Below are 22,710 nucleotides of genomic sequence, written 5' to 3'. Positions count from 1 at the left end.
ACTTTTTTGACGTTAGTGAAATTTCCTTTCATCTCAAGCGTATTAGAATTGTTCTAAATAATAAAAACACATTTATAGGCTTTAGCGAAGCAATTAGCAATATAAATGAAATGATTTTACGGGAAAACCGTAATAATCTTACGGTCGAACCGTAATTTAATTTTAAAACAAATACGGTAATTTGCAGCAACTAATCAGCGACTCGCCAATCTATTATGAATTCATCTTTTTATAGAAATCTAGTTTATTTCTTGAAAAGATAGTAAGTTGAAATTTTTTTTGTTGTCCAAGCCTAAGTTTTCAATATGAATATTTATTTTTCTAGCTGTAAAATGTTGTAATGTATTTATAATATCAGATAAGTTACGACCTGATCTTGTGATTTCATTAATAGTTATATGCTTTATAGCCTTACTATCTAAAAACTTTTGAGCCTCTGGTCTTTCAGCAAATGGAACAGAACCGCTGATGACATCAACATAAACATGGTCAAAATTATTCCTCTTGGTGAGTTGACGTTCGGTCTTTTGATTGCTCGTTGAAATCCTACATAAATAGCTTTCATGTGTATCGTTTTAGGTATTTGTTTCAAATTGAAATGAAAATACGAGATTAATATTGATTTAGCTATAAAAATATGTATTATTTTAAGTTAAAACCTATAGTGATACAGGGTTTTGGGAATATTTAATTCAATTTATGAAATTGGAATGCATTTAATTTAGTTTATGCAATGAAGGTGAAATTGGATAAATCTAGTGTTACTGTTTTTATCATAGCATATTTATTGAAGCAAATGTTATACTTCTGATTTTCATTAAAATGTTTTAAAACTCGTTATATATTGATAAATGTAGGCTTTATCTATAAATATTTAGAGAATAAGCTCATTTTATAATCTCAAACCGATTAAAGCTAAAAGCTATTCAATACCCATCAGCTTTAATTAGAGCCCTCTGAATTAAGTAAATCCAAGTCATTGAAAAAGATAAAAGCCTTGAAAAGGGCTTGAATGATTTTTTTAAACTTCAGTAGGCTTATTCATAGTGGTTCGTTATTTAGCTTTCAGGCTACATTCTATCATACATCTGTCTTGGTATTCTTTTTAAAATTACTCCAATAAGCTTCCAACGTTTCGTCACATAAGTGATTTTCTTTTTCTTCTTTATTGCTTCAACTATTTGATGGGATGCTTTATCAACGGTTGAAACCCAAAACTGTCCTTCTCCCTTAGCCATTGCAGTATCCACAAATCCTGGTCTTATGTCTGAAATGAATATTTTAGTTTTCAATTTAGTTGCTTTTTGTCTCAAGCCTTCCAAATAATTAATTTGAAATGCTTTTGTTGCATTGTAAGCTGGAGCAATTTTACTTCCCCTTAGACCACCAACTGAACTTATCGCTACTATATGACCTGATTCTTGTTTCTCAAAATAATTAAAAGCCCAATTCGCAATGCAAGTAAATCCAGTTACATTCGTTTCAATTGTTTGTTTTTCAATTTCAAAATCGAGTTTCTCGTTTAAATCGCCAGTTCCTGAACTAATAATTATTAAGTCAAGACCACCAAGTTCTTCAGTCAAGGCTTCCAAATTTTCAACGATTGAATTAGAGTCTGTAATGTCAAAGGTTTTTGTGTGAAAAGAATTTGGTTTTTGAGATTTCAACTCCCTGAGAAGTTCAGTTCGTCTTCCTGTAATTCCCACGTCATAATCGTTGTTAGCCAATTTTAAAGCAAGTCCTTTTCCTATTCCAGAAGTTGCGCCAACTATTATTGCCTTTTTCATTTATTTAAATTTTTGTTTTCTATTAGTCTTTTCTTACTTAAGTATTTTTCCTTTGAATTGCTCTGTTTAATCAAAAATTACACAAATAGTTTATAGTGAAGGATTTGATTTATTTTTTTTCTGCTTAGGCTTTATGGAATATAAGATGCTATACATACATTTTATTTTCAGAGAACTTAATCATCACACTAGCCAAGTAGAAGATTTTTTTTATTTATTGTACAGCTTTATATTCTTTGACTAAAAAAGGTTGAACCAAGTCCATTACCTGATACCAAAAAGGGCTGAAATCAAATTCTTTTTGTCTTCCATTAATAGCAACATCAATTACAACCCCTTCATTTGGAAACAGGCATAGTAGATTCATACTTCCTTTACTTACACCACCGTGATGAACCATCCAAACAGGTGTTTCCTCACCTAATAAATGTTGGGAAGCATAATCGTAGTAAGAGCGCCATCCCAGAGCATATTTTTGCTCATTGATTTCTCCATTGGATAAGCGTTGTGGTTCAAAAAATGCATTTCTAACTCTAGTGTTAACGAAGGTGGTATCATTAAGAAGGGCATTGCCCATTTTAACCAAATCACCTGGTGTTGAAAGCAAACCTCCGCCAGCCCATTTATAGCTTAGGTTTTGATCTGGATGTAAGACGCCAAAAGTATGCCACCTCCGATATTTATTCCCTGATGACGTCTGATAAAACTCTGCTTCATATTCAGGTTCTTTAACAAAATGATCGCCATAGGTGTGTTTCATTTTTAAGGTTTGGAACAAATTATTTTCCAAATAACCCAAAAAATCCTGGTTGCTGATTTTTTCAATAACCCTGCTGGCTAAAACTACATCAAAGGAGTTATATCTGAATCGATCTCCTGGCTTAAATAAAAGCGGGACATCTTTAAATACTACAAGACCTTCTTCTACCGTATGAAATTGTTTAAAATTTAGAAGGGTGTAAAATCCACCACTAATACTTAAGTCTTCATAATCAGGAAATCCCGCCGTGTGTGATAGTAATTGCCTTGTTGTGAATTTCCATTTTTTGACCGGATAATCAGGCAATAGGTTCGAAACTGATTCATCTAAATTCAATTTATTTTGTTGAACTAATTTCATTATGGCGACACTTGTTACAGCTTTAGATGTGCTGCCAATTCGATAGGTTGTTTTTGGTGTAGCGTTAATTTTTTTATCTAGGTCTGCATAGCCGATAGCTTCAGACCATACGATTTTATTATCAACTCCAATAGCAATGGAAACTGACGGAACATTCAAACTATCTAAAAGCACTTCCAATTTTTTTGAACTTAATCTTATTTGTTCACTAAAACCTGAGTCAGATATTCCTATTGTTTTTTCAAATTTTCTATTATTCGGAATTTCATCCCAACTGAATAGATCATATCCAAAATAGAATAGAGCCAGTATCAGAATAAATACTCCTGTATATTTTAATTTTTTCATTTCGGATTAGGCTTATTCATTAATTATTGAAGACATTGGTGTTATTTCCAGATTATCTTTAAACATAAATAGGTGTCTACCCAAAAAAAATCAACTATTATAAGATTTCATGTTTAAAATTGTCACTTGAAAAAAGCTAAAATCTTTCTATTGTAGAAACATTCAGCCAGATAATTTATCAAAGAAAATGAAGAATTCACTTTATTCTATTCTACTCCACTTTAGTTAAAAAAGATGAAATCGTAGCCCAATATTCTTCGGCGCCCTCCTGGTCAATCCATACTGCTCTTGAACCATGAAAACCAGTGGATTGTGGAATGAATTGTCGCTGCAAATCATTTTGCCTTACATCTTGTAATACGTTTTTTAATTCCTTTGCTTCTGTTTTTGAAGATGTTACCAAAAATGGCGTGTTAACTTTTGGTAAAACAACTGCCAGAGAAGTCATTTCATCTCCAAAATAATCTCCGGGACTGAATGAAATTACAGCTTTCACATTTTTGTTTTTTTCTGCTATATGTAAAACCAAACTTGATGAGTATGAACTTCCCCATAGGATAACTTTCTGTTTGTATTTTTTTGTCAGAAAGTCAATAGAAGATTCAATATCCTGTATGGCATCTGTAAAATCAATATTTTTAATACCACCCTCTATAGCTCTATTGTGGGTTTCGTTGGATTTGTTTGCAAATGTGCCGCCCGAACGCTGATCGATTGCCAGCGTATTATAGACCATCTCGTTTAATCGTGGCGCTATGTCGGCATATTCGTATTTATTATAACCTGCCTGATGGCATAGTAAAATAATTGGTTTGTCCGGATCAGTTTCATACAAATCAGCTGAAATTATCAATCCATCTTTTGATGGAAATTCAACTGAAGTTTTGGAATAGTCAAAAGCTATTTTATCGGGCTTTGGTTCCTGTACACTGGATTGCATTTTACGTTGCTGTTCTAATTGCTGTTGAATTAAGGTTTCAATAAATCCAACTTTTACTATTTTATGATCAGAGTTAAATAAAATTTCAGATTCACTTACTCCTAACTGTTCAAAGTCATACTTTACAATAGCTTTTCCTTTTTCTGCACTCAAAATCTCCAAGCTATTCAGCTTAGGCAGATTTGTAAGGATATTTTTCAATACCGGCAAAGTGTTCTGAGCTGGTAAAGAAGAAAAATTTAATGAATCACTTAAAAAGGGCTGAATGATTGTCATGTCTTTTTGATCAAAGCTTTTTTTGAAGGCGTTGACTTGCTGACTGTAATCTTGTGCTGCTAAGTTCACTGGAAATGACATTGACATTAACACAACAAGTGCTGTAGTTAACTTATTCAGCTTTTTTGAATAGCGGCCGTCTAGTAAAAAAATAATACAACCTATAACAAATGTGATTTGTAAAGTCGTATGAAGCCAAGTATCATTTTCTGGAAAAATGCTTAACGCCCCTGTCAAAATCAATACCGCTCCTATAATTTGAAATTTATTTTTAGTCTTTGTCTTTTTCATCTTTTGATTTAATTTTAGTATGATTTTATTTTTTTTAATTCTTTTTTTGCCATTAGCCAAGGCCAGAGGCCAAGATTAAAAAACAAGAGTTCATAATACCAGGGGTATTCATCTGGAATAACCACGAATGAGATTAACATTATAACTATCCCTAAAGCAGTAACCAATTTGAGAAAATGTGTTTTTTTCATTTCATTATATATTTATACACAGTAAGTTACTTTTCAAGCTAAAGAATTACAGTTTTTATGAATTATTTTGAAGTGACTTTAAATAATCATCTAATCTCTTTAAATAGTTACCAAATTTTAAATTTTGTATGAATCGCTGAACTAAATAGGACATCACGCCGATTGTAATCGGTAAGATAAAAAGTAAAGCAGTTTTTAAATCAAAACCTAACGAGTCGTTCTTAAAAGCATAAGCATAATACAGCCATTCAAATATTATGGGTGTGATTAAAGCATCTGAATACATATTGAACCGGATGGCTTTTTTCATTGCTTTAATAAAATTCTTAAGGTTATCTTTCAGATTTAGATTTGAATGCTGAATGTATTGTATGTGGATATAAGCCTTGTAATTAAAGAATAATACGAGCGCAATAGTAAGCGCCATAATGATGAAAAATATAGTAGATTCTAAAGTTGTAAAAACAAAATCCAAAGGATTTATGGCTGGTTTTAGATTTGTTGCAATTGCAAGAGAAATCGCTACAATAATGGAGACTGAAGCCATAACAAATTTAAAATGCAGGTTGCTTTTAATTTTTGAAATCTCTGACTTTGATTTACCATAAAGGGAGGTCATGATTTCATTTTCTTCAACTTTATCTTTATTAATGTCTTGTTGAAGCAGGTTCCAGGCTGATTTTAATTCTATTATGTCCATATTAATTTATCTTAATGTCATTAGCTAACTTTGTTCTAATCCTCGTCATTTTTACTCGCACATAGTTTTGAGAAATACCAATAATTTCAGCGATATCCTCATTAGGCACTTCGTCTAAATAAAGCATCATTATTGCTTTTTCAATTTTATCCAGTTTCGAGATTGCCTTATACAAAGCATTTATTCTTTCGTCCTTGTCATTGTTTTTTGGAGATATAGAAGGTTCTTTAACTTCAAGACTTTCTAGAAATAAGTATTTTCGTTTCTTTTCTTTTCTAAAATCCTGTATTGCTACATTTAATCCGACTCTATACATCCAGGAAGAAAATTTCGAATTTCCCTTAAAAGAGGGGTATGATTTCCAGAGTTGAAGTATAATTTCCTGAAATAAATCTTCTCTGTGTGTGTGATCATCACAGTATAATCTGCAAACTTTGTGAATGATGCCCTGAGACTCACTTACAAGTTTGATGAACTCACTTTCTTTATTTTCAAGTTTTGACACTAGTTTTTTTATTACAGTAAGTTAATTTTAATGAACAAGAATTACAGTTTTTTATTAATTACTTTTTCATCCACCAACTTTTCTTAGTTATCTCGAAACTGAGACCTTTCTTACACTTATAATATATAGTTAATCCAATAACCAATATTGCCAGTTATAATCCTAAAAATATTCATATAGATATCGCCTAGCGCATTTTCTCCAGCGGAAAACAGTTCAAAATAAAGGTTCATTAACAAGTGTAAAAAAAAACAGGAATCCAAATATTAAACTTCCATTTAGCATAAGTCCATCCAAAAAATAAAGAGTCAATACATGTAACGCCGAAAATTCCTAACATATTTATTGGATCATTATTTTGTATTATTATAGATTGAATTTTAGATTAAGGCATTCATTTAAGTAACTTATTTTATAGATGTTTAAAATGTATTGCTACAAAAAGCAACTTGCATTAGGATTTATTTTTTTAATCACTTCTATGTAATATTAAAACATTTTTCAGGTTTGAAATTTTCAAAAAAATCCGTCAACTGGCGTAAGTATTTCTTCGTAAGTAAGACTAAAGTCAATAGATGAGGACTAAAACTGCACTTTTAATTTTTGCGAGAACTGCTTCCGAAGAAAGCAAACACAAGACATTTAAGGCTTCTGAAGCTTTATTTGATTATCAAAACAAGCAAGTTTTAAAACTTGCAAAAACATCTGGACTAGACTATTTCTGGATAGATGAACATAAACAAAGAGGTGAAAATTTTGCTCATCGATATCTAAATGCTATTCAAGGGGTTTTTGATAAAGGTTTTGAGCAAGTTATTTCTATTGGGAATGACACTCCTGAGCTTAACCTTAATCATCTCCAATGTGCTGTTAAATCTTTAGATTGCAAAGACATGTGTTTTGGGCCATCTCGAGATGGTGGATTTTATCTTTGGGGAGTAAAAAAGAGTTTTTTCAATAAAGAAAAATATCTTCATTTCTCATGGAAAACAAAAGATTTACTTTCAGAAATTTTACTCTATCTAGAGCAGCAATCCTTTACTGTTGATTGTATTTCTACTTTAATGGATTTAGATTATCGTGAAGATGCTATAAGCTTACTTCAAAAATCTAGACTCACTTTCCAAATTAAGGTGATTTTATTTCAAATTTTAAATCAGAATCAGAATAATTTCACTCATTCTTCCACTGAATTCATAACATTTTCTTCCAGTGTATATTATAATAAAGGTTCTCCTTTTGGCTGCTTAAACCAGAGAAAAGAACCTTTAACAAATTATGTAATATACATCTATGAACATCAAATTCTATTATTTTTCTTGTAAACCCTCCAGGTTTTATAAGTCTAAAATTTCAAACCAAAGAATCGTAGAATTAGCCTTGAAGTCATAGACTAAACAATCACTAGAATGAAATTATTTCTCATTGCCTTCTGGCAATTATTTGTGATAACAACGTTTTCACAAAACAATGTTTATGAAGCTAGAGTTGTAGATAGCAATCAAAATCCTATACCCTACGCAGCTGTATCTGAAAAAGGGACTCAGAATTATACCACTACAGATGCTAATGGTTTTTTTAGCTTGGAAACCAACTCCAGAAATTTCATTTTAGAAATTTCTTCCATAGGGTTTGAAACTGCTCTTATAGAAGTGAAAAACAGTCAACTTCAGGATGTAATTATTTTGAAGGTTTCAGAAGAGCAACTCAATGAAGTAGTTGTAACGGCTCTGGGTATCAAAAAGGAAAAACGTTCTTTGTCTTCATCTGTTTCTACAATAGATTCTGAAAAAATGGTTGACGTACCACAAACCAATATGGTTAATGGTATGGCCGGACAGGTAGCTGGAGTGCAAATAACAAACGGATCGAGTGGTGTTGGATCTTCATCGAGAATTATCATACGTGGTGAAAATTCACTAAGTGGAAGTAATCAACCCTTATTTGTTGTAGACGGGGTTCCTATAAGCAACGAACAAATCACAAGCGATCTAGTTAATGACGGTGCTTTACAAGAAGTAGATTATGGAAATGGCGCTTCAGAGTTTAGTCCTGATGATATAGAATCTATTTCAGTATTGAAAGGTGCTGGCTCAGCTGCCTTATATGGTTCCCGTGCTGCCAATGGAGTTGTCCTCATTACGACTAAGCGAGGAAAAAAATCTGAAGGATTAGGAGTAAGCATCAATAGTAATTTCACCATTGAAACTTTGCTAACGCTTCCAGATTATCAAAATGTTTATGGCTTAGGCTCTAATGGCCAGTATGCATTTCAGAATGGTGTTGGAGCTGGTATTAATGATGGTGGTATAAGCAGTTATGGACCGCGATTGGATGCTGGCCTATTAATCCCGCAGTTCGACAGTCCATCTGTGGACATCAATGGTAATCCTGTAAGGGGTGGAGATGTCATTTCACGTACTTTACCCGATGGTTCTTTTACGCCAATTACAGCAACGCCATGGGTATCCAGACCCGATAATGTTCGCAATTTTTTTGATACTGGCATCACTTACCAAAATAATATTGCCATAAGTAAAAGAGGAGATATTGGCGGTATGAGGCTTTCTTACAGCAACTTACGCAATGAAGGTATTGTTCCTAATACAGACCTAAAGCGTGATGGAATTTCTATAAGTCTCGATCAGGAACTTAGCGAAAATCTAAAAGTCAACACGTTTCTAAATTTCATAAACACTCGAAGTGGCAACCGTCCAAATCTAGGTTATGGTTATGAAAACGTACTTTATGGATTCAACTGGACGGGAAGGCAAACTAATATAGAATCCATGAGAGATTATTGGCAGGCTGGGCAAACCGGGCGTCAACATTTTGACATCAATTATCTATGGCTGACTAATCCTTACCTCACTGTATTTGAAAATACCAACAGTTTTGATAAAAACAGAATTTTGGGAAATGTATCTGCTATTTACGAGTTTTCTGAGCATTTATCGCTTAAAGTGAGAACTGGAATAGATACTTATGACGATCAAAGAAATTTCAGAAGAGCAGTAAGTACCAACGCGAATCCCTTTGGCTCCTTCAGAGAAGATAAAGTACGCTTTACTGAAATGAATACCGACTTTTTACTTTCTTACCAAAATAAGATTGATGAAAATTGGGACTACACACTTACCGCAGGTGCCAACCGATTTAACCAGGAAATTCATTATTCATTTTCTGAAGCCTCACAGCTGGCAGTGCCGGAAATCTACACATTGGCCAACTCTCGTTCCCCCTTGCTTGGGAACAGCGAACGTTTTGAGAAACGTATCAACAGCGTGTATAGCACAGCCAATTTCTCATATAAAGACGAGCTCTACGCTGATTTCACATTTAGAAACGACTGGAGCAGTACTTTACCTTCAGAGAATAACTCATTTAGTTATTATTCTGCAGGACTAAGTTATATTGCTTCAGAACGCCTGAAGCTTCCTGAGTCCGTTTCATTCCTAAAATTTAGATTAAGTGCAGCATCTGTAGGAAATGATACAGACCCTTTTCAAAATACGCAAACTTTTCAGCTGAATGGAAATTATGGTTCTAACTTTAGAGTCACCAATGCCACGGTTTTACAAAATACCAACCTGAAACCAGAGCGACTAGATGCTTACGAAGCTGGAGTTGAAGCCTGGTTCCTAAAAGGTAGAATTCAGCTAGATGCTTCTGTATATCAAAATGTAAGTAAAGATCAAATTATCTCAAGACCCATATCAAGTGCAAGTGGTTTTTTAAGTTTTAATGAAAATGGAGGTGAAATAAGAACCAGAGGTCTTGAAATTAGACTTTCGGCATCACCAATTAAATCGAACGATTTTCAATGGAATACAGCTTTCAATTTTAGCACATTCAGAAGTATAGTTACAGAACTCCCTCAGGGCGTAGATCAATTTGTCACTGCAACAGCAAGTGTTTTTAGTGGTAGCGGCGGTTCTAATACGGTTTTTTTCATTGCCAAAGAAGATGGGCAAGTAGGTGACATGTACGGAACTGGTTTTGTTGAAATAGATGGTCAAACTCTATTTGACTCTAATGGCTTACCTGTTCAGGATCCTAACCTTAGAAAATTAGGAAATTATAACCCTGACTTCTCGTTAGGTTTCAGCAACAGCTTTTCTTATAAAAACTGGGATATGAACATACTCTTTGACTGGCGCCATGGAGGAACTATTGTCTCCAGGATTAAAGCCCTTGGAAGCACCTCTGGTGTTTTAGAAGAAACTTTACGTGGCAGAGAAGGCGGTGGACCCAATACACGTTTTGTTGATGGAAATGGTATTGTTGGAGATGGAGTGACCAATATAGGAACACCCGAAAATCCTAATTATGTCCCCAACACCACTGCTGTTGCAGCAAGCACATTCAATAATGCTTTTTTTGATAGAGGTAATGAAGCCAGTGCACTTTATGATGCTTCCTACCTTAAGCTAAGACAACTCAGCATTTACTATACATTTTCTGAAAAAATAGCCAGCTCTTTGGGTACCGAAAATTTAAAGATTGGCCTTGTAGGGAGTAATTTGTTGTTATTCACAGAAAATCCACATTTTGACCCAGAACTCAACGCTTTTCAAGACCGCAACATCGTACAAGGTGTCGAGGATTTCTCATATCCTTCTACAAGAAGTTTTGGAGTTAGTTTAAAAACAGATTTTTAATATACTTATCATGAAACATATACAAGCTTTTTTGCTTTCAGTAATTTTATTATTTACACTAAGTTGTACAGAAAATTTTGAAGACATCAACGATAATCCAAACGCTCCTCAAGAGGTAAGTCCGGAATTTTTATTAACTAATGTAATTTTGGAACAAATCGATGAACACACTTTCATTCAAGGCTTAAGATTCAATAACTACCTGGCGCAATTTAATGCCGATGTAGAATTTGAGAGAATTGATCGCTATGAATTAGGTAGTAATAGTGGCTATTGGAACATGATATTTGGCCTTTTGGCAGATTTAGAATCTATGAAAGAACTGCCAGGGTACAACGATGCCTATGATGCAGTAGCAGAGATTTACAAAGTTTACCTCTATTCTCAACTTACCGATTTATGGGGAGATGTGCCTTATAGCGAAGCTATTCAATTCAATGAGCTCAATTTCACACCAGTTTATGATAGACAAGAAGAGATATACACCAACCCTGAGAATGGTCTGCTAGCCAGATTGGAAGCTGCTGTTATTCAGCTTGAAAATACAAACGAAAGTATTCGTGGCGACATTATGTTTAATAATGATCTTACTAAATGGGCACGTTTTGCCAACTCTCTGCAAGTGAGATTTAGGATACGAATTAGCGGTAAATTTACCGACTTTAGCAAATTACAACAACTTGCAGACGGAGGTCAGCTTTTACAATCCAATGCCGATAATGCTGTCCTACCTTATTTGAGTGCTGCCCCTAATCAGTTTCCATTGTTCAATGCAGCAACAGGAATCTATCAGGGTTTAAAAATGAGTGAAACTTTTGAAAATCAATTAAAACAATGGAATGACCCCAGACTTGACGTTTTTTTTAAACCTACTCCCAAAAGCGTACTTGAGGGAAATCCGGAATTTAGAGGTTTGCAAAATGGATTAAGCAGCCAAACTATAAGTGAAAGAGGTATTGATCTGAATGATCTTTCATTGTTATCAGACAGATTTAGAGCCGTGCCAGACGGAGTAGATGCTCAAATAATGTTGTATTCTGAAGTTCAATTTGCTTTGGCTGAAGCAGTAGAAAGGGGCTTTATTTCTGGAGATGCAAATGAATATTATCAAAACGGCATCGCAGCTCATTTTGAATATTACGGAGCTTCGTTGCCGGGCGACTATTTTGCAAGAGAAGCTATTGCTTTGAATGGTTCTACTCAGGAAAATCTGGAAAAGATACTTACGCAAAAGTGGCTGAGCCTCTTTATGATAGGCCACGAAGCCTGGTTTAATATTAGAAGGACAGGTATTCCTGATCTTGAGCCAGGGCCAGATAACTTTAATGAAGATAGATACCCTGTTCGCTATTTGTATCCCGAGTCTGAGCAAGCAGTGAATAAAGAGAATTATGATGCTGCCGTAGAAAGAATCGTTGGAGATAACATCAATGCAAAAAATTGGTGGGAAAATTAATTTAATCTAAAACAAATTCAAGATGAATAAGCTTTTTAAAAATAGTTTTATCGTATTAACTATGTTAGTCATGATAAGCTGCCAGGAAGCCAGCAACAATAAAGATCAAACTAATGATCTGAGTAAGGAGGATACGTCCGAAAGTGAATTGACTCAAACTGATGCAAACATAACGCAGAACGAAAAGAAAAAAGTATGGATAGATGCCGATCTTGCAGTTGGCATGAAACGTTATGAGCGTGAAGGCTACAGCGATGTCGATGATGGCTACGCTATATTACAGCTTTTTAAAGCTGAAAATATTGATGTGAAAGGCATAAGTGCAGTATTTGGTAACACCAGAATTGATGATGCTTACCGACTTTCTCAAAAAATGGCAGACGAGTTTGCCCCTTATGAAATACCTGTTTATAAAGGAGCTGGAGAATCAATTACTCTGGATAATGTAGAAACTAACGAGGCTGTAGAGGCCTTGGCAGAACAGCTAAGAAAAGAACCTCTGCATATCCTGGCTATTGGTCCTGCCACCAATATCGCCACTTTGGTTTTATTGTATCCTGAGCTGAAATCTCAAATAAAAGAAGTCGTTCTAGTGGCTGGTCGTAGAAGTCCAACTGACTATTTTGAAATTGGTAAAACTGAAATTACGCATGCGCCAGACCTCAATTTTGACTTGGATAACAATGCCTTCCTTGTGCTATTTCAGAATGACATCCCCGTTGTACTTTGTCCTTTTGAAATTTCCAATAAAGTTTGGATCACTCAGGAGGATTTGCAAAAACTGAGCGAGGGAGATGCCGGTACCAAATGGATGGCGGAAAAATCTCAACCCTGGTTGCAGCAATGGACTTCCATAGGGGAAAATGGATTTAATCCTTTCGACGTTTTGGCAAGTCATTATCTTATTGCACCAGAAGATATTGTAAGTGAAAATTTAAAAGCTCATCTTGAAATTCATCCCAATGATATGAAGCTGGATTCTTCAGGAAATCATTTTAAAAATTATCTCATTTGTAATGAAACTGAAGGCGCTCTAGTGACTTATTGTTACGATATTGTAGAAGATTACCATGAAAAATTAATGGAAAGCCTCTTAAAATAAAATTGAAAATTTTGAAACAAGTACAGGAATTAACAGCAAATAAAAACAGTTTAGAAAGCTACCTCAAAGGCAAGGGATGGTTACAGCTAAATGAAACGATAACTGCCATAGAAATACCCGGAGCAGGTAATATGAATTTCACGATTCGAGTCAAAACTGGAAAGCGAAGTCTTATTATCAAACAAAGTCGAAACTATGTAGAAAAATATCCTCAGGTTCCCGCTCCTGAAGACCGTGCGCTTCGAGAAGCTGAATTTTATCAGTTAGTTGCACAAGAAGAAGCGCTAAGTAAAAAGATGCCAAAACTGAATGGTGTCGATAAAGAAAATCACGTCTTAAATCTGGAAGATTTAGGAAATGGAGTGGACTATACATTTTTATATCAGGAAGAAAACATTATCGACGAAGCTGAGCTTAAGCAACTAATGACTTTTATAGCAGAACTCCATAATAGGATTAATACAAGCACAACTGAGGCTAGACTTCCTAACAGAGAAATGCGTAAGCTCAATCACGAACACATATTTATTTATCCTTACTTAGAAGATAATGGTCTTGATTTAGACGACATCCTTCCTGGATTGCAGGCGGTTGGAAAACCATATAAACAAGACGAAGTTTTAAAAGATAAAGTAAAGACACTAGGAGAACGCTATCTACAGGATGGTAAAAACTTACTACATGGTGATTATTTTCCAGGAAGCTGGCTGAAGACGGGGCAGGGCATCAAAATTATAGATCCAGAATTTTGTTTTTTTGGAGACGTAGAATTTGAAATCGGTGTGACTTTAGCTCACTTAAAAATGGCTGATCAACCCAACGAAATAGTCGAAAAAGCTTTGAAGTTTTATAAGGATAAACATGCTTTAGAAAATTCCCTTTGTATGCAGTTTATGGCAGTAGAAATCTTAAGGCGGATTCTTGGTTTGGCACAGTTGCCATTAAGTATTGACCTGAAAAATCGTAAGGATTTACTAGAAGAAGCAAGAACCCTATTAATAAAAACCTGAAGATTCAGTATATCAAAACCGCCCAGAGATAAAAGCCAATGAACTACAATTTAGAGCCTTGGAGATATAACGAAAAAAATACATTATGGGTCTGCTTATTCCTGAATTAAATGTAGGTACTTACGGTTCTTATTTTGGTCGTATCAGAGGAAATGTATCACCAATGACCCCTGCTCAATATCCTGAAACACAACAGCTTTATCCTACACAAGCCTTGAATGTTTCATTGATGTGGAAAATCCCGTTGGGAGCAATAACCTATCAGGGAGACAAAAAGACCTTTGAAAGTAAAATGCGTCTGAATGAAATTGAAGCAGAGCAATTTAAAGTTAAGATCAACGAAGAAATTGCCAATGCTACTTCTGATTTGCAATTAGGAAAAGAACAAATTGAAGCCGCCAAAGAAGCGTTAGACTTTACTACAAAAGCTTTGAACCAAAGTATAGAAAGACAAAAGTTGGGTACGGCTAAACCCTTTGAAGTTTTTCAGGCACAACACTTTTTTCTGCAATCACAATTGGATTATTTGAAAGCGGTTAGTGCTTATAATAAAGCTCAGTATGCTTTGAAAGTTGCGAAGGGAGTAAATTTGTAAACAAGTCATGGCAATAAATTCTAAAAAAAGTTGTTAACAATAAAAATTCAAATATGAAGAAAATATTCCTAGTCGTTTCAGTAATATTACTAATTGCTGCATGCAACGAAAATACACCAAATCAAAAGAAAAAAGATACTAAGCAAGAACTTGGCATTAAAAAACATGGAGTGAGTGAAAATTCAAATCCTAAAGGTCTGAAAATTGGCGATAATGCGCCAGTTATTACAATGAAATCAAGTAATTCCGAAGAGATTTCACTTGAATCACTTTACCGTACCCAACCTCTCGTAGTTATTTTCTACAGGGGCTATTGGTGCCCAGTTTGTAACCGACATTTGTCAGAATTTGCAGAAAGAGCGGTTGAAATAGAAAATGCCGGTGCTAAAATTATCGCTGTAACTCCTGAGACCTATGAAAATACCGAAAAGACTATAGATAATACTGGAATTGATTTTACGGTAATTTCAGACGCTGACGGTTCAGTGATGACAGCTTTTGATGTTCAATTTGATGTTACAGATGAATATCACTCAATGATTGAAGAAAAGCTCAATGCCTCAATTAGTGAAACAAATGCAAATAAACAGGCAACACTACCTGTTCCGGCAACTTTCATTATCGACACTAATGGTAGAATTGTTTATAAACAATTCAATCCTGATTATAAGCAAAGAGCCTCGGTTAATGACATTTTAGAGAATTTACCCAAGTGAATTTGTAAAGAAAGTGAGTATTATATTAGCCCCTCAGATTGTTTGAAAGCAGAGAGTTCTAAAATATAATTTGAAAGAAATGAAATGGATGACCTCTTTCCGACAGAATTTGTTGAGCGATAATGTGGGCTGAGTAGTTAAAATTCAGTATTTTGAAATCTATAAAGTTTAATACGGGCAGACAGTGAATTGCTCTGAAATCCTTTATTACGCTATTATTTGGTCATTTTAGCATATTAGACAAAACATAAAAACGATACTATAACCCAAAAGATAAAAATATGACTAACTACATTGATGGCTTCGTACTTCCAATTCCTCGAGTTTATTTGGACGAATACAAAAGGGTCGCTAAAAAAGTAGCAGAAATTTGGAAACAACATGGTGCAATTGCCTACTTCGAGTTCGTTGGTGATGATTTGTCTTTAGAAGGCACGACATCTTTTATAGAGACCTTAGATGCAAAAGAAGAAGAGGAGATTGTATTTGGTTGGGTTGTTTTTCCTTCAAAAGAGATACGTGATTTAGCCAATAAAAGAGTTTCCACAGACCCAAGAATGGCAGAATTAGTTTCACCATTGACCAATCCTAAAAAATTGATTTTTGACGCCAGTAGAATGGTATATGGTGGATTCAAACCTCTTTTACAATCAGATGAATAGGTGAGAAATAAAGTGTAATAATGAAAAAATGAAGGAAATACTGATAAAAAAATACGTGATGTATATATTCAGCATAGCAATTTTAATATTTGTGTTGAATAAGCTATATATCAGAAATTGGATTTTAGAAAATGATTTACCAGATTTTCTTCTGATTGTTACCTATTCAATTCCGAACTTGATAGAAGCTATTATTGTAACGCTTCTACTAACAGGAATTCTTTTGCAAGTACGTCAACATTACAATAAAAAACTTGGCTCAATAAAAGTTGAACATATCAATATACTTGCATCAAGTATCGCTGCAGTTTATGTTATATCTCAAGAGCTAAAATTCCACAACTTAGGTGGAAATAACGTATATGACCCTTATGACCTATTAGCTTCATTCATTGGATTAATTGGGACATTTGGAATAATTCAATTATTTGGATTTATGAACGAAAACGAAGTTGACACAAAAGAATAAGAGCAAGTAAGATAACAATTTACAATATTGTACAATCATAATGGGGTGAATGCATGAATTGAGCATTTTTGCTTCTAATAAACTTTACTTTATAAGGACAATGAATCACTCCAAAACCCCACACTACACTTAAACTCAACCACCGTATCTAACAATCTAAATACCTATGGCGTGTCCCCGGTTTGCTTTCAAAAAAGAAAACAAACCCGGGTCGGGCTATCCGTTCCAATCTGCATTTGCGCTGTGGGTTCGCTAAACTTTTGTGGGATCTTTTAAGAAAGCTCCACAAAAGCAAGCCTCACCAACACAGCGACAAAACACAGGATTTCCACTACTATCCCTCACGCAACCACCACGCCCAGCAGCAAGATCAAATAAACAAAATCTTATTCTTGCCAGCTAGAGTGAAATCAAAATCCTCATCTTTCGAGAGAGCCAAAGAGGCTTTTTTAAACGTTTAAACGCAACTAAGAAATATAAATAGCCTATATTTGGTGGTATTTTGTAGTTGTGCCAATTAAAAAAACTGAAATGAAAAACCTTTTTTTAACGACAATATTCCTGATTTCAACTGTCTCTACTTTTGGACAACAAGCCAAATTGACAACAGGTAAAGAAGAATACAAGTTTGACGAAATCATAAAACTAACTTTCGAACTAAATGCAAAATTTGACTCAATCGACAATCCTGGACTCGAAAATTTCAAAATAATTAGCGGGCCAAACAAAAGCTCTTCTGTTTCAATTCAAAACTGAGTAACAACTGAAAGCGAAACACGGACTTATAGACTAAGACCAATAGAAAGTGGAAGACTGACAATTAGCTCTCCAACATTCTTTAAAGATGGAAAGAAGATAATAGGAAAATCTATTAAAATTACGGTAGCACCTTCAAGCTTGACTGACGAAGAATTAAAAGAAAAGGAATACATTGAATTTATTGAAGATAGCATAAAACCAAAAGGCACGACTCGAATAATTCTGCATGAAAATAAAGGTTTCATTGAGATTTTTGAAGATTTGAGATGGAAGCTTCTCAGACGACTAACTACCGAAGAAATTGAACAAATAGGAAAAATAAAATAACTGGTCACAAATCGACATATCGCTCACTGTGACGTTTCGGCTGAAATCAGGATTTGGGGTTTCATGAAATAAAATTATTGAATTGAAAAATAATCACTAATTTTTCCACTACGAGTCGATATTTAAGAACGTTGGCGGTAATCCCTTATAGATTTATAGAAATTTTAATCCCTCGGCTAACGTAAAAATGAATAAATTTAGGATTTAATTGAAAATTTCGAATAGAGTATAAATAATTGATTTATAGGTAATAATTTACGTTAGTCAGAGTTAAATTATAAAACAAATGAACACTTCAATTTTAGAATCTAAATTGAAAAGACATAAAATTTCATATTTCAATGAAAATGGAAAAATAATTATTGGAAAACCGAAAAAAGACTACTTGACATTAAGTGGACTTGTTGCTTCTCCAATTATCATAGGTGCGGGATTGTCTTTATTTATGTTATTTGAAGGTATTGAATCTTTTGAAAGACATCGGTGGAAAATTATACCTGGCATAGTTTTTCTATTTGGAACTGGGTTTTTCAATTATACTCGAATAACAAATAAAAAACAGGCAAACGACAATTTGAAAACGCTCGACAGTAAATCAATTAAAATAAAAAATGAGTTTGGTGAGTATATTTTTGATTCTAAAAATATTAAAGATTTTATTTTTTCGGCTGAGCAAATAGGTGAACATACATATGAAGGAAATCTTTACTTATTAGACAATAATGAAAGACAATATCAGATTCTTGGATTTGATGACGAAAATGAAAAATATATTTTGAATGACTTAAAATGGTTTACAGAATATTTTATGAATCATGTAAGATTGAAGGAAACTGTAGACAACATCTAGCATAGCAAATAACTATTATCTGCAAAACCGAAAGTTTTTGTATACTTAAAAGATAAAACTAAAAGGAAGCTAGTATTTGCACGTTAATTGCCATACTAGTAGATACCCCCCTTTGATAACAATATGAAAAAAACAATCCTACTTCTAATTCTAACCATTTTCAGTTCAAATATCTTGACTGCCCAACAAAAAATTTCCGAAACTGAAAAATTAGTATCACTCGGAAAAATCTATGGTTTTTTAAAATATTATCATCCCGAAGTTGGAAAAGGTAAATTTGATTGGGACGATGAGTTTATCAAGATTCTTCCTGAGGTTTTAAAAGCATCTGATAAAGAATCCATGTCGACTCTATATATTGATTGGATTGAAAGCCTTGGCGAGGTCGATGAATGTAAAAGATGTGATTCTGAAGAAAACTATTTTGATAAAAATTTCGATTTATCATGGACGCAAGACACCACAGTTTTTAATAATACTCTCATATTGAAATTAAAACACATTGAAAATAATAGATTTCAAGGAGAGAATTTTTATGCATCAAATGAACCTGTTGGCAAAATAAAAATAACCAATGAACCTATCTACAAAGAATTTGAGTATCCAAACGAAAAATATAGATTATTAGGATTGTTCAAATATTGGAATATCATAGAATATTTTTACCCATATAAATATCTTGCTGACCAAAATTGGGATTCAGTTTTGACAGAAATGATTCCAAAGATTAGAAACGCATCAAGCAAAAGTGAATATCAATACATCATAAAAGAACTTATTGCAAAACTAGACGATACTCACGCTTGGATAAATTTCTATGAGGAAAAAGCTAAATATCTTCCAGTTAAAGTTTCACATATAGAGAACAAAGCGGTTATTTCAGGTTTTTATAATGATTCGATTGCTAATATTAATAATTTAAAGTTAGGAGATATTATTTTAAAAATTAATGATTTAGATATCAAAAAAGAAACAGAGAAAAATCTAAAATATGTTGCAGGTTCTAATATAAATATCAAATTCAAAAACACTTACAATACAATTTTAAGAGGTTCAGAAAGCAAAGTAAAATTATCAATTGAAAGAGACGGACAAATTAAAGAGATCAAAGTAAATAGATATGACTTTAATGAGTTCAACTATTGGAATAATCCAAAACAGATTAAATCAAAACCCTTGAATGATAAAATAGGCTACATAAATATGGCGAGTGTTAAGGGCGAAGATATCAAAGATATTTTTGAGTCCTTTGAAAATAAGACAGCTATAATAATTGATTTAAGAAATTATCCCGCTTTTATTTACAAAAGATTTTCAAGGTATTTAAATTCAGAAAAAAGGGATTTTAGTAAAATTTATAGTCCTGATGTAAATTATCCATCAAGATTCACATTCAAAGATAATTTAAAAACAAACAGAAGTAGAAAGGCATTTAAAGGAAAAGTAATTTTATTGGTTAACGAAGATTCAATGAGTAGGTCTGAATTTACAGCTATGGCATTTCAAACGGCTGACAACGTGATTACAGTTGGAAATCAAACTGCTGGAGCTGATGGGGATGTAGTTATATTTGAATATATGGGTGGTTATAGAACAGCAATGTCAGGTAATGGAATTATTTATCCAGATGGGACAGAAACTCAAAGGACAGGTATTAGAATTGATGTTGAAGTGAAACCTACCATAAATGGATTAAGACAGGGTCGTGATGAAATTTTAGAGAAAGCGATTGAGATTGCGACTGAATAAAACACTGTTTCAAAAACTACATATAGCTCATTGTGAAGTAGCAGTTGAAGTAGACTTTTTGAGTTACACTCTAGATAAACTAGTTAATGGGAAAAAGAGCTTTTTAGAAAAATCAAGTAATGTTTTTGATATGAAATCATCTAGATTAGGAGAACAGGAAATTGAAGATTTACAAGAATTAGATAATAATAGTGATGAGAATAATTAATATTTTAGTTTCAAGGAGTTTATCAAGAATTTCTTTGCTTTTATTTTTTTTAATAAATTCATGTATCAATAGTTATGAAACATCTAAAAGTATTCCAGGTAGTTGGGTGATAGAAAATATCTCTTATACAGGAATTGATTACAAGGATTCGTTGGGATATAATATGATTTTTTTTGAAACGGCAAAGAACAATAAAATTGTTACGATACCTAGAACATCATATTCTAATCGAGTAATTTCGAAATGGAATCAATTAGAGGATAATTATATTTTAATAAACTCATCAAATAAATTGTTTAATGGGAAATTTGAAATAAAATATTTCAGAGACAAAAAGCGAAATTTAATTGGAGCAATTTTTGAATCAAATAATACTACAATTGAGGCTTATAAATTAGGAAATGGTTATTCAGATGAATAAAAGTGATATTAATTTATCTAATTGCTCTGAGTTTTTTGCAAATTGGGAAAACTGAGTTAACATGCTTATAGTCGGTCGGAAAGATGCTCTAAAAAATTTAAATAATTTAAAAGCTACCTTTTTTTATGGATTAAAGCTGAACATATTTTTTTGGAGGAAGTATTTAAACTTCTTTTAATTAACAAATGCAATTTTTAGGTCTAAAAGTTTAAAAATTGAAAGTGATAAAATCTGCCTATTTCTTATTCTGGTTGGAAAATGTTATTTTACTTTCTCAATTTTCAAAAAAAGGGAATCTCGTATTCAAGTCATAAATGCAACTCGATTGTTAAACAATAACTTATCCATGACAAAGAAAGGATTTTCATAATCAAAACTTTTTCTAGGTCTTCGGTTTAATTTGTCTTCAATAGCTTTCACTTGCGCATCTGTTATTCTACTGAAGTCTGAAGATTTGTTGAAGTACTCTCTTATCAATCCATTCAGGTTTTCATTACTTCCTTTTTCCCAAGAATAATAGGGTCTGGCAAAGTAATAATCGATATTTAATTGTTCAGAAACGAGCTTGAGTTAATTTAAAAGATTTTACAAAAAATTAAATAAGATTCTGTAAATTTAAATATTATAATGATCGAATTGAAATCAATAAGAGTTTTGAAATTGAAGCTTAAAAGAATTTATCGTACAAGAATCGTACAACTATGAAAATAAAAAATCCTTAAAGCCAGTGTTTACAAGGCTTTAAGGATTTTGATAGTGGAGAATATCGGATTCGAACCGATGGCCTCCACGCTGCCAGCGTGGCGCTCTAGCCAACTGAGCTAATCCCCCAAATTTACAAGACAAAAATAAACAAAAAATCAGTGTTTGAAATAATTCAGAAAAATATTTATTCAAAAAGCTTCAATTTTAAAACTAATCGCCTATAAATCTATACTTTTATGGCAAAATTTACAAGTGATACAAAATGGCAGATTTTTGGTTATATTTTAAACTCGGTTTCGAGCATGTTTTAGATTGGAAAGCTTATGATCATGTATTGTTTTTATCGGTATTAGTCGCCGCTTATTCGTTCAAAGAATCCAAACAGGTATTTTGGCTAGTTACACTTTTCACAGTTGGGCATGTCCTGTCTTTAGCTTTGGCAGCTTATGATGTGCTTCGAGTCAATTCTAAGACTATAGAGTTTTTGATTCCTGTAAGTATCATTTTTACGGCGCTTTATAATATCATCACGGCTGGCAAAAATACCGCATCCCAAAAGATAAATTTTTTATACTTTATCACTTTCTTTTTTGGTTTGGTACACGGCTTTGGCTTTTCGACCTATTTCAATATGCTTTCCAAAGACAGCGATAGCTTATTACTATTGCTGGTTGAATTTGCATTAGGCATAGAAGTTGCTCAGATTGTGATAGTTATTGCAGTTTTATTGCTAAGTTTCATTTTTCAATCTGTTTTCAGATTTTCTAAAAGAGACTGGATTTTGGTCATTTCATCTATCGTTTTAGGCATGTCAATTCCAATTTTAGCTGAAAATTGGCTTTTTTAGACAACTAAACTGTGT

Annotated in this window: 23 protein-coding genes, 1 tRNA gene and 1 pseudogene; 17 read left to right on the top strand and 8 right to left on the bottom strand. The window is 33.3% G+C overall.

Features of this window, described 5'->3' with window-relative positions; all coding sequences use genetic code 11:
- Window positions 1-239 precede the first annotated feature (239 nt).
- The 6 genes from EIG86_RS14360 to EIG86_RS08955 form a co-directional block, all read right to left on the bottom strand.
- A complete protein-coding gene (locus EIG86_RS14360; RefSeq protein WP_127846099.1) occupies window positions 240-545 on the bottom strand; it encodes a recombinase family protein in 306 nt (101 codons plus the stop codon).
- A gap of 525 nt (window positions 546-1,070) precedes the next feature.
- Window positions 1,071-1,787 (bottom strand): SDR family NAD(P)-dependent oxidoreductase, encoded by a 717-nt coding sequence (locus EIG86_RS08975; RefSeq protein WP_127845839.1) that lies wholly within the window; start codon window positions 1,785-1,787, stop codon window positions 1,071-1,073.
- Window positions 1,788-2,001: 214 nt separating this feature from the next.
- The gene (locus tag EIG86_RS08970) at window positions 2,002-3,081 is read right to left on the bottom strand and encodes a serine hydrolase domain-containing protein (RefSeq protein WP_157983126.1); all 1,080 of its coding nucleotides are present in this window, start codon (window positions 3,079-3,081) and stop codon (window positions 2,002-2,004) included.
- Window positions 3,082-3,466: 385 nt separating this feature from the next.
- Window positions 3,467-4,762, bottom strand: coding sequence for an alpha/beta hydrolase (locus tag EIG86_RS08965; protein ID WP_127845837.1), 1,296 nt, complete (start codon window positions 4,760-4,762; stop codon window positions 3,467-3,469).
- Between the two features lie 246 nt (window positions 4,763-5,008).
- Window positions 5,009-5,653 carry a hypothetical protein gene (locus EIG86_RS08960; protein WP_127845836.1) on the bottom strand — a complete coding sequence of 215 codons (645 nt, stop codon included), beginning with the start codon at window positions 5,651-5,653 and terminating at the stop codon, window positions 5,009-5,011.
- 1 nt (window position 5,654) lies between these two features.
- Window positions 5,655-6,158, bottom strand: a complete 504-nt coding sequence (locus EIG86_RS08955; protein ID WP_127845835.1) for an RNA polymerase sigma factor — start codon at window positions 6,156-6,158, stop codon at window positions 5,655-5,657.
- 575 nt (window positions 6,159-6,733) lie between these two features.
- On the opposite strand from EIG86_RS08955, the gene EIG86_RS08950 reads away from it, so the two are divergent.
- The 16 genes from EIG86_RS08950 (at window position 6,734) to EIG86_RS08880 (ending at window position 21,143) form a co-directional block, all read left to right on the top strand.
- Window positions 6,734-7,483, top strand: coding sequence for a TIGR04282 family arsenosugar biosynthesis glycosyltransferase (locus EIG86_RS08950; RefSeq protein ID WP_127845834.1), 750 nt, complete (start codon window positions 6,734-6,736; stop codon window positions 7,481-7,483).
- An 84-nt stretch (window positions 7,484-7,567) separates the two neighbouring features.
- Window positions 7,568-10,819 carry a SusC/RagA family TonB-linked outer membrane protein gene (locus EIG86_RS08945; RefSeq protein WP_127845833.1) on the top strand — a complete coding sequence of 1,084 codons (3,252 nt, stop codon included), beginning with the start codon at window positions 7,568-7,570 and terminating at the stop codon, window positions 10,817-10,819.
- 10 nt (window positions 10,820-10,829) lie between these two features.
- Window positions 10,830-12,275 (top strand): SusD/RagB family nutrient-binding outer membrane lipoprotein, encoded by a 1,446-nt coding sequence (locus EIG86_RS08940; protein ID WP_127845832.1) that lies wholly within the window; start codon window positions 10,830-10,832, stop codon window positions 12,273-12,275.
- Between the two features lie 22 nt (window positions 12,276-12,297).
- Window positions 12,298-13,377: a nucleoside hydrolase gene (locus EIG86_RS08935; RefSeq protein WP_240032196.1), complete on the top strand. Its 1,080-nt coding sequence runs from the start codon at window positions 12,298-12,300 to the stop codon at window positions 13,375-13,377.
- 131 nt (window positions 13,378-13,508) lie between these two features.
- Window positions 13,509-14,387: a phosphotransferase gene (locus EIG86_RS08930; protein ID WP_317129924.1), complete on the top strand. Its 879-nt coding sequence runs from the start codon at window positions 13,509-13,511 to the stop codon at window positions 14,385-14,387.
- Between the two features lie 85 nt (window positions 14,388-14,472).
- Window positions 14,473-14,982, top strand: coding sequence for a TolC family protein (locus EIG86_RS08925; RefSeq protein WP_127845830.1), 510 nt, complete (start codon window positions 14,473-14,475; stop codon window positions 14,980-14,982).
- A gap of 53 nt (window positions 14,983-15,035) precedes the next feature.
- Window positions 15,036-15,698 (top strand): peroxiredoxin-like family protein, encoded by a 663-nt coding sequence (locus EIG86_RS08920; RefSeq protein ID WP_127845829.1) that lies wholly within the window; start codon window positions 15,036-15,038, stop codon window positions 15,696-15,698.
- Window positions 15,699-15,979: 281 nt separating this feature from the next.
- Entirely contained in the window at window positions 15,980-16,360 is a 381-nt protein-coding gene (locus EIG86_RS08915) for a DUF1428 domain-containing protein (protein WP_127845828.1), read from the top strand.
- Window positions 16,361-16,388: 28 nt separating this feature from the next.
- A complete protein-coding gene (locus tag EIG86_RS08910) occupies window positions 16,389-16,829 on the top strand; it encodes a hypothetical protein (protein ID WP_127845827.1) in 441 nt (146 codons plus the stop codon).
- A 262-nt stretch (window positions 16,830-17,091) separates the two neighbouring features.
- Window positions 17,092-17,232: a hypothetical protein gene (locus EIG86_RS14120; protein WP_157983125.1), complete on the top strand. Its 141-nt coding sequence runs from the start codon at window positions 17,092-17,094 to the stop codon at window positions 17,230-17,232.
- Between the two features lie 128 nt (window positions 17,233-17,360).
- Window positions 17,361-17,585, top strand: a complete 225-nt coding sequence (locus tag EIG86_RS08905) for a hypothetical protein (protein WP_127845826.1) — start codon at window positions 17,361-17,363, stop codon at window positions 17,583-17,585.
- Between the two features lie 141 nt (window positions 17,586-17,726).
- On the top strand, window positions 17,727-17,915 hold the full coding sequence (locus EIG86_RS08900) for a hypothetical protein (RefSeq protein ID WP_127845825.1): 189 nt from the start codon (window positions 17,727-17,729) through the stop codon (window positions 17,913-17,915).
- A gap of 286 nt (window positions 17,916-18,201) precedes the next feature.
- Window positions 18,202-18,765, top strand: coding sequence for a hypothetical protein (locus EIG86_RS08895; protein WP_127845824.1), 564 nt, complete (start codon window positions 18,202-18,204; stop codon window positions 18,763-18,765).
- Between the two features lie 123 nt (window positions 18,766-18,888).
- Window positions 18,889-20,514 carry a S41 family peptidase gene (locus EIG86_RS08890; RefSeq protein ID WP_127845823.1) on the top strand — a complete coding sequence of 542 codons (1,626 nt, stop codon included), beginning with the start codon at window positions 18,889-18,891 and terminating at the stop codon, window positions 20,512-20,514.
- Window positions 20,501-20,722: a hypothetical protein gene (locus EIG86_RS08885; RefSeq protein WP_127845822.1), complete on the top strand. Its 222-nt coding sequence runs from the start codon at window positions 20,501-20,503 to the stop codon at window positions 20,720-20,722. The genes EIG86_RS08890 and EIG86_RS08885 overlap by 14 nt, the downstream gene beginning before the upstream one ends.
- A complete protein-coding gene (locus tag EIG86_RS08880) occupies window positions 20,709-21,143 on the top strand; it encodes a hypothetical protein (RefSeq protein ID WP_127845821.1) in 435 nt (144 codons plus the stop codon). Before EIG86_RS08885 ends, EIG86_RS08880 begins: the two co-directional genes overlap by 14 nt.
- A 303-nt stretch (window positions 21,144-21,446) precedes the next feature.
- Here EIG86_RS08880 and EIG86_RS08875 read toward each other — a convergent pair.
- Both EIG86_RS08875 and EIG86_RS08870 read right to left on the bottom strand, forming a co-directional pair.
- Window positions 21,447-21,698 (bottom strand): annotated as a pseudogene (locus EIG86_RS08875) (IS30 family transposase); the annotation flags it as partial.
- A gap of 202 nt (window positions 21,699-21,900) precedes the next feature.
- Window positions 21,901-21,974 (bottom strand) — tRNA-Ala (locus EIG86_RS08870).
- A gap of 136 nt (window positions 21,975-22,110) precedes the next feature.
- Here EIG86_RS08870 and EIG86_RS08865 point away from each other — a divergent pair.
- Window positions 22,111-22,695, top strand: coding sequence for a HupE/UreJ family protein (locus EIG86_RS08865; RefSeq protein WP_127845820.1), 585 nt, complete (start codon window positions 22,111-22,113; stop codon window positions 22,693-22,695).
- Window positions 22,696-22,710 lie beyond the last annotated feature (15 nt).

The sequence above is a fragment of the Psychroflexus aestuariivivens genome, assembly GCF_004010055.1.
GTDB lineage: Bacteria > Bacteroidota > Bacteroidia > Flavobacteriales > Flavobacteriaceae > Psychroflexus > Psychroflexus aestuariivivens.
This window is presented reverse-complemented; position numbering and strand designations above follow the sequence as displayed.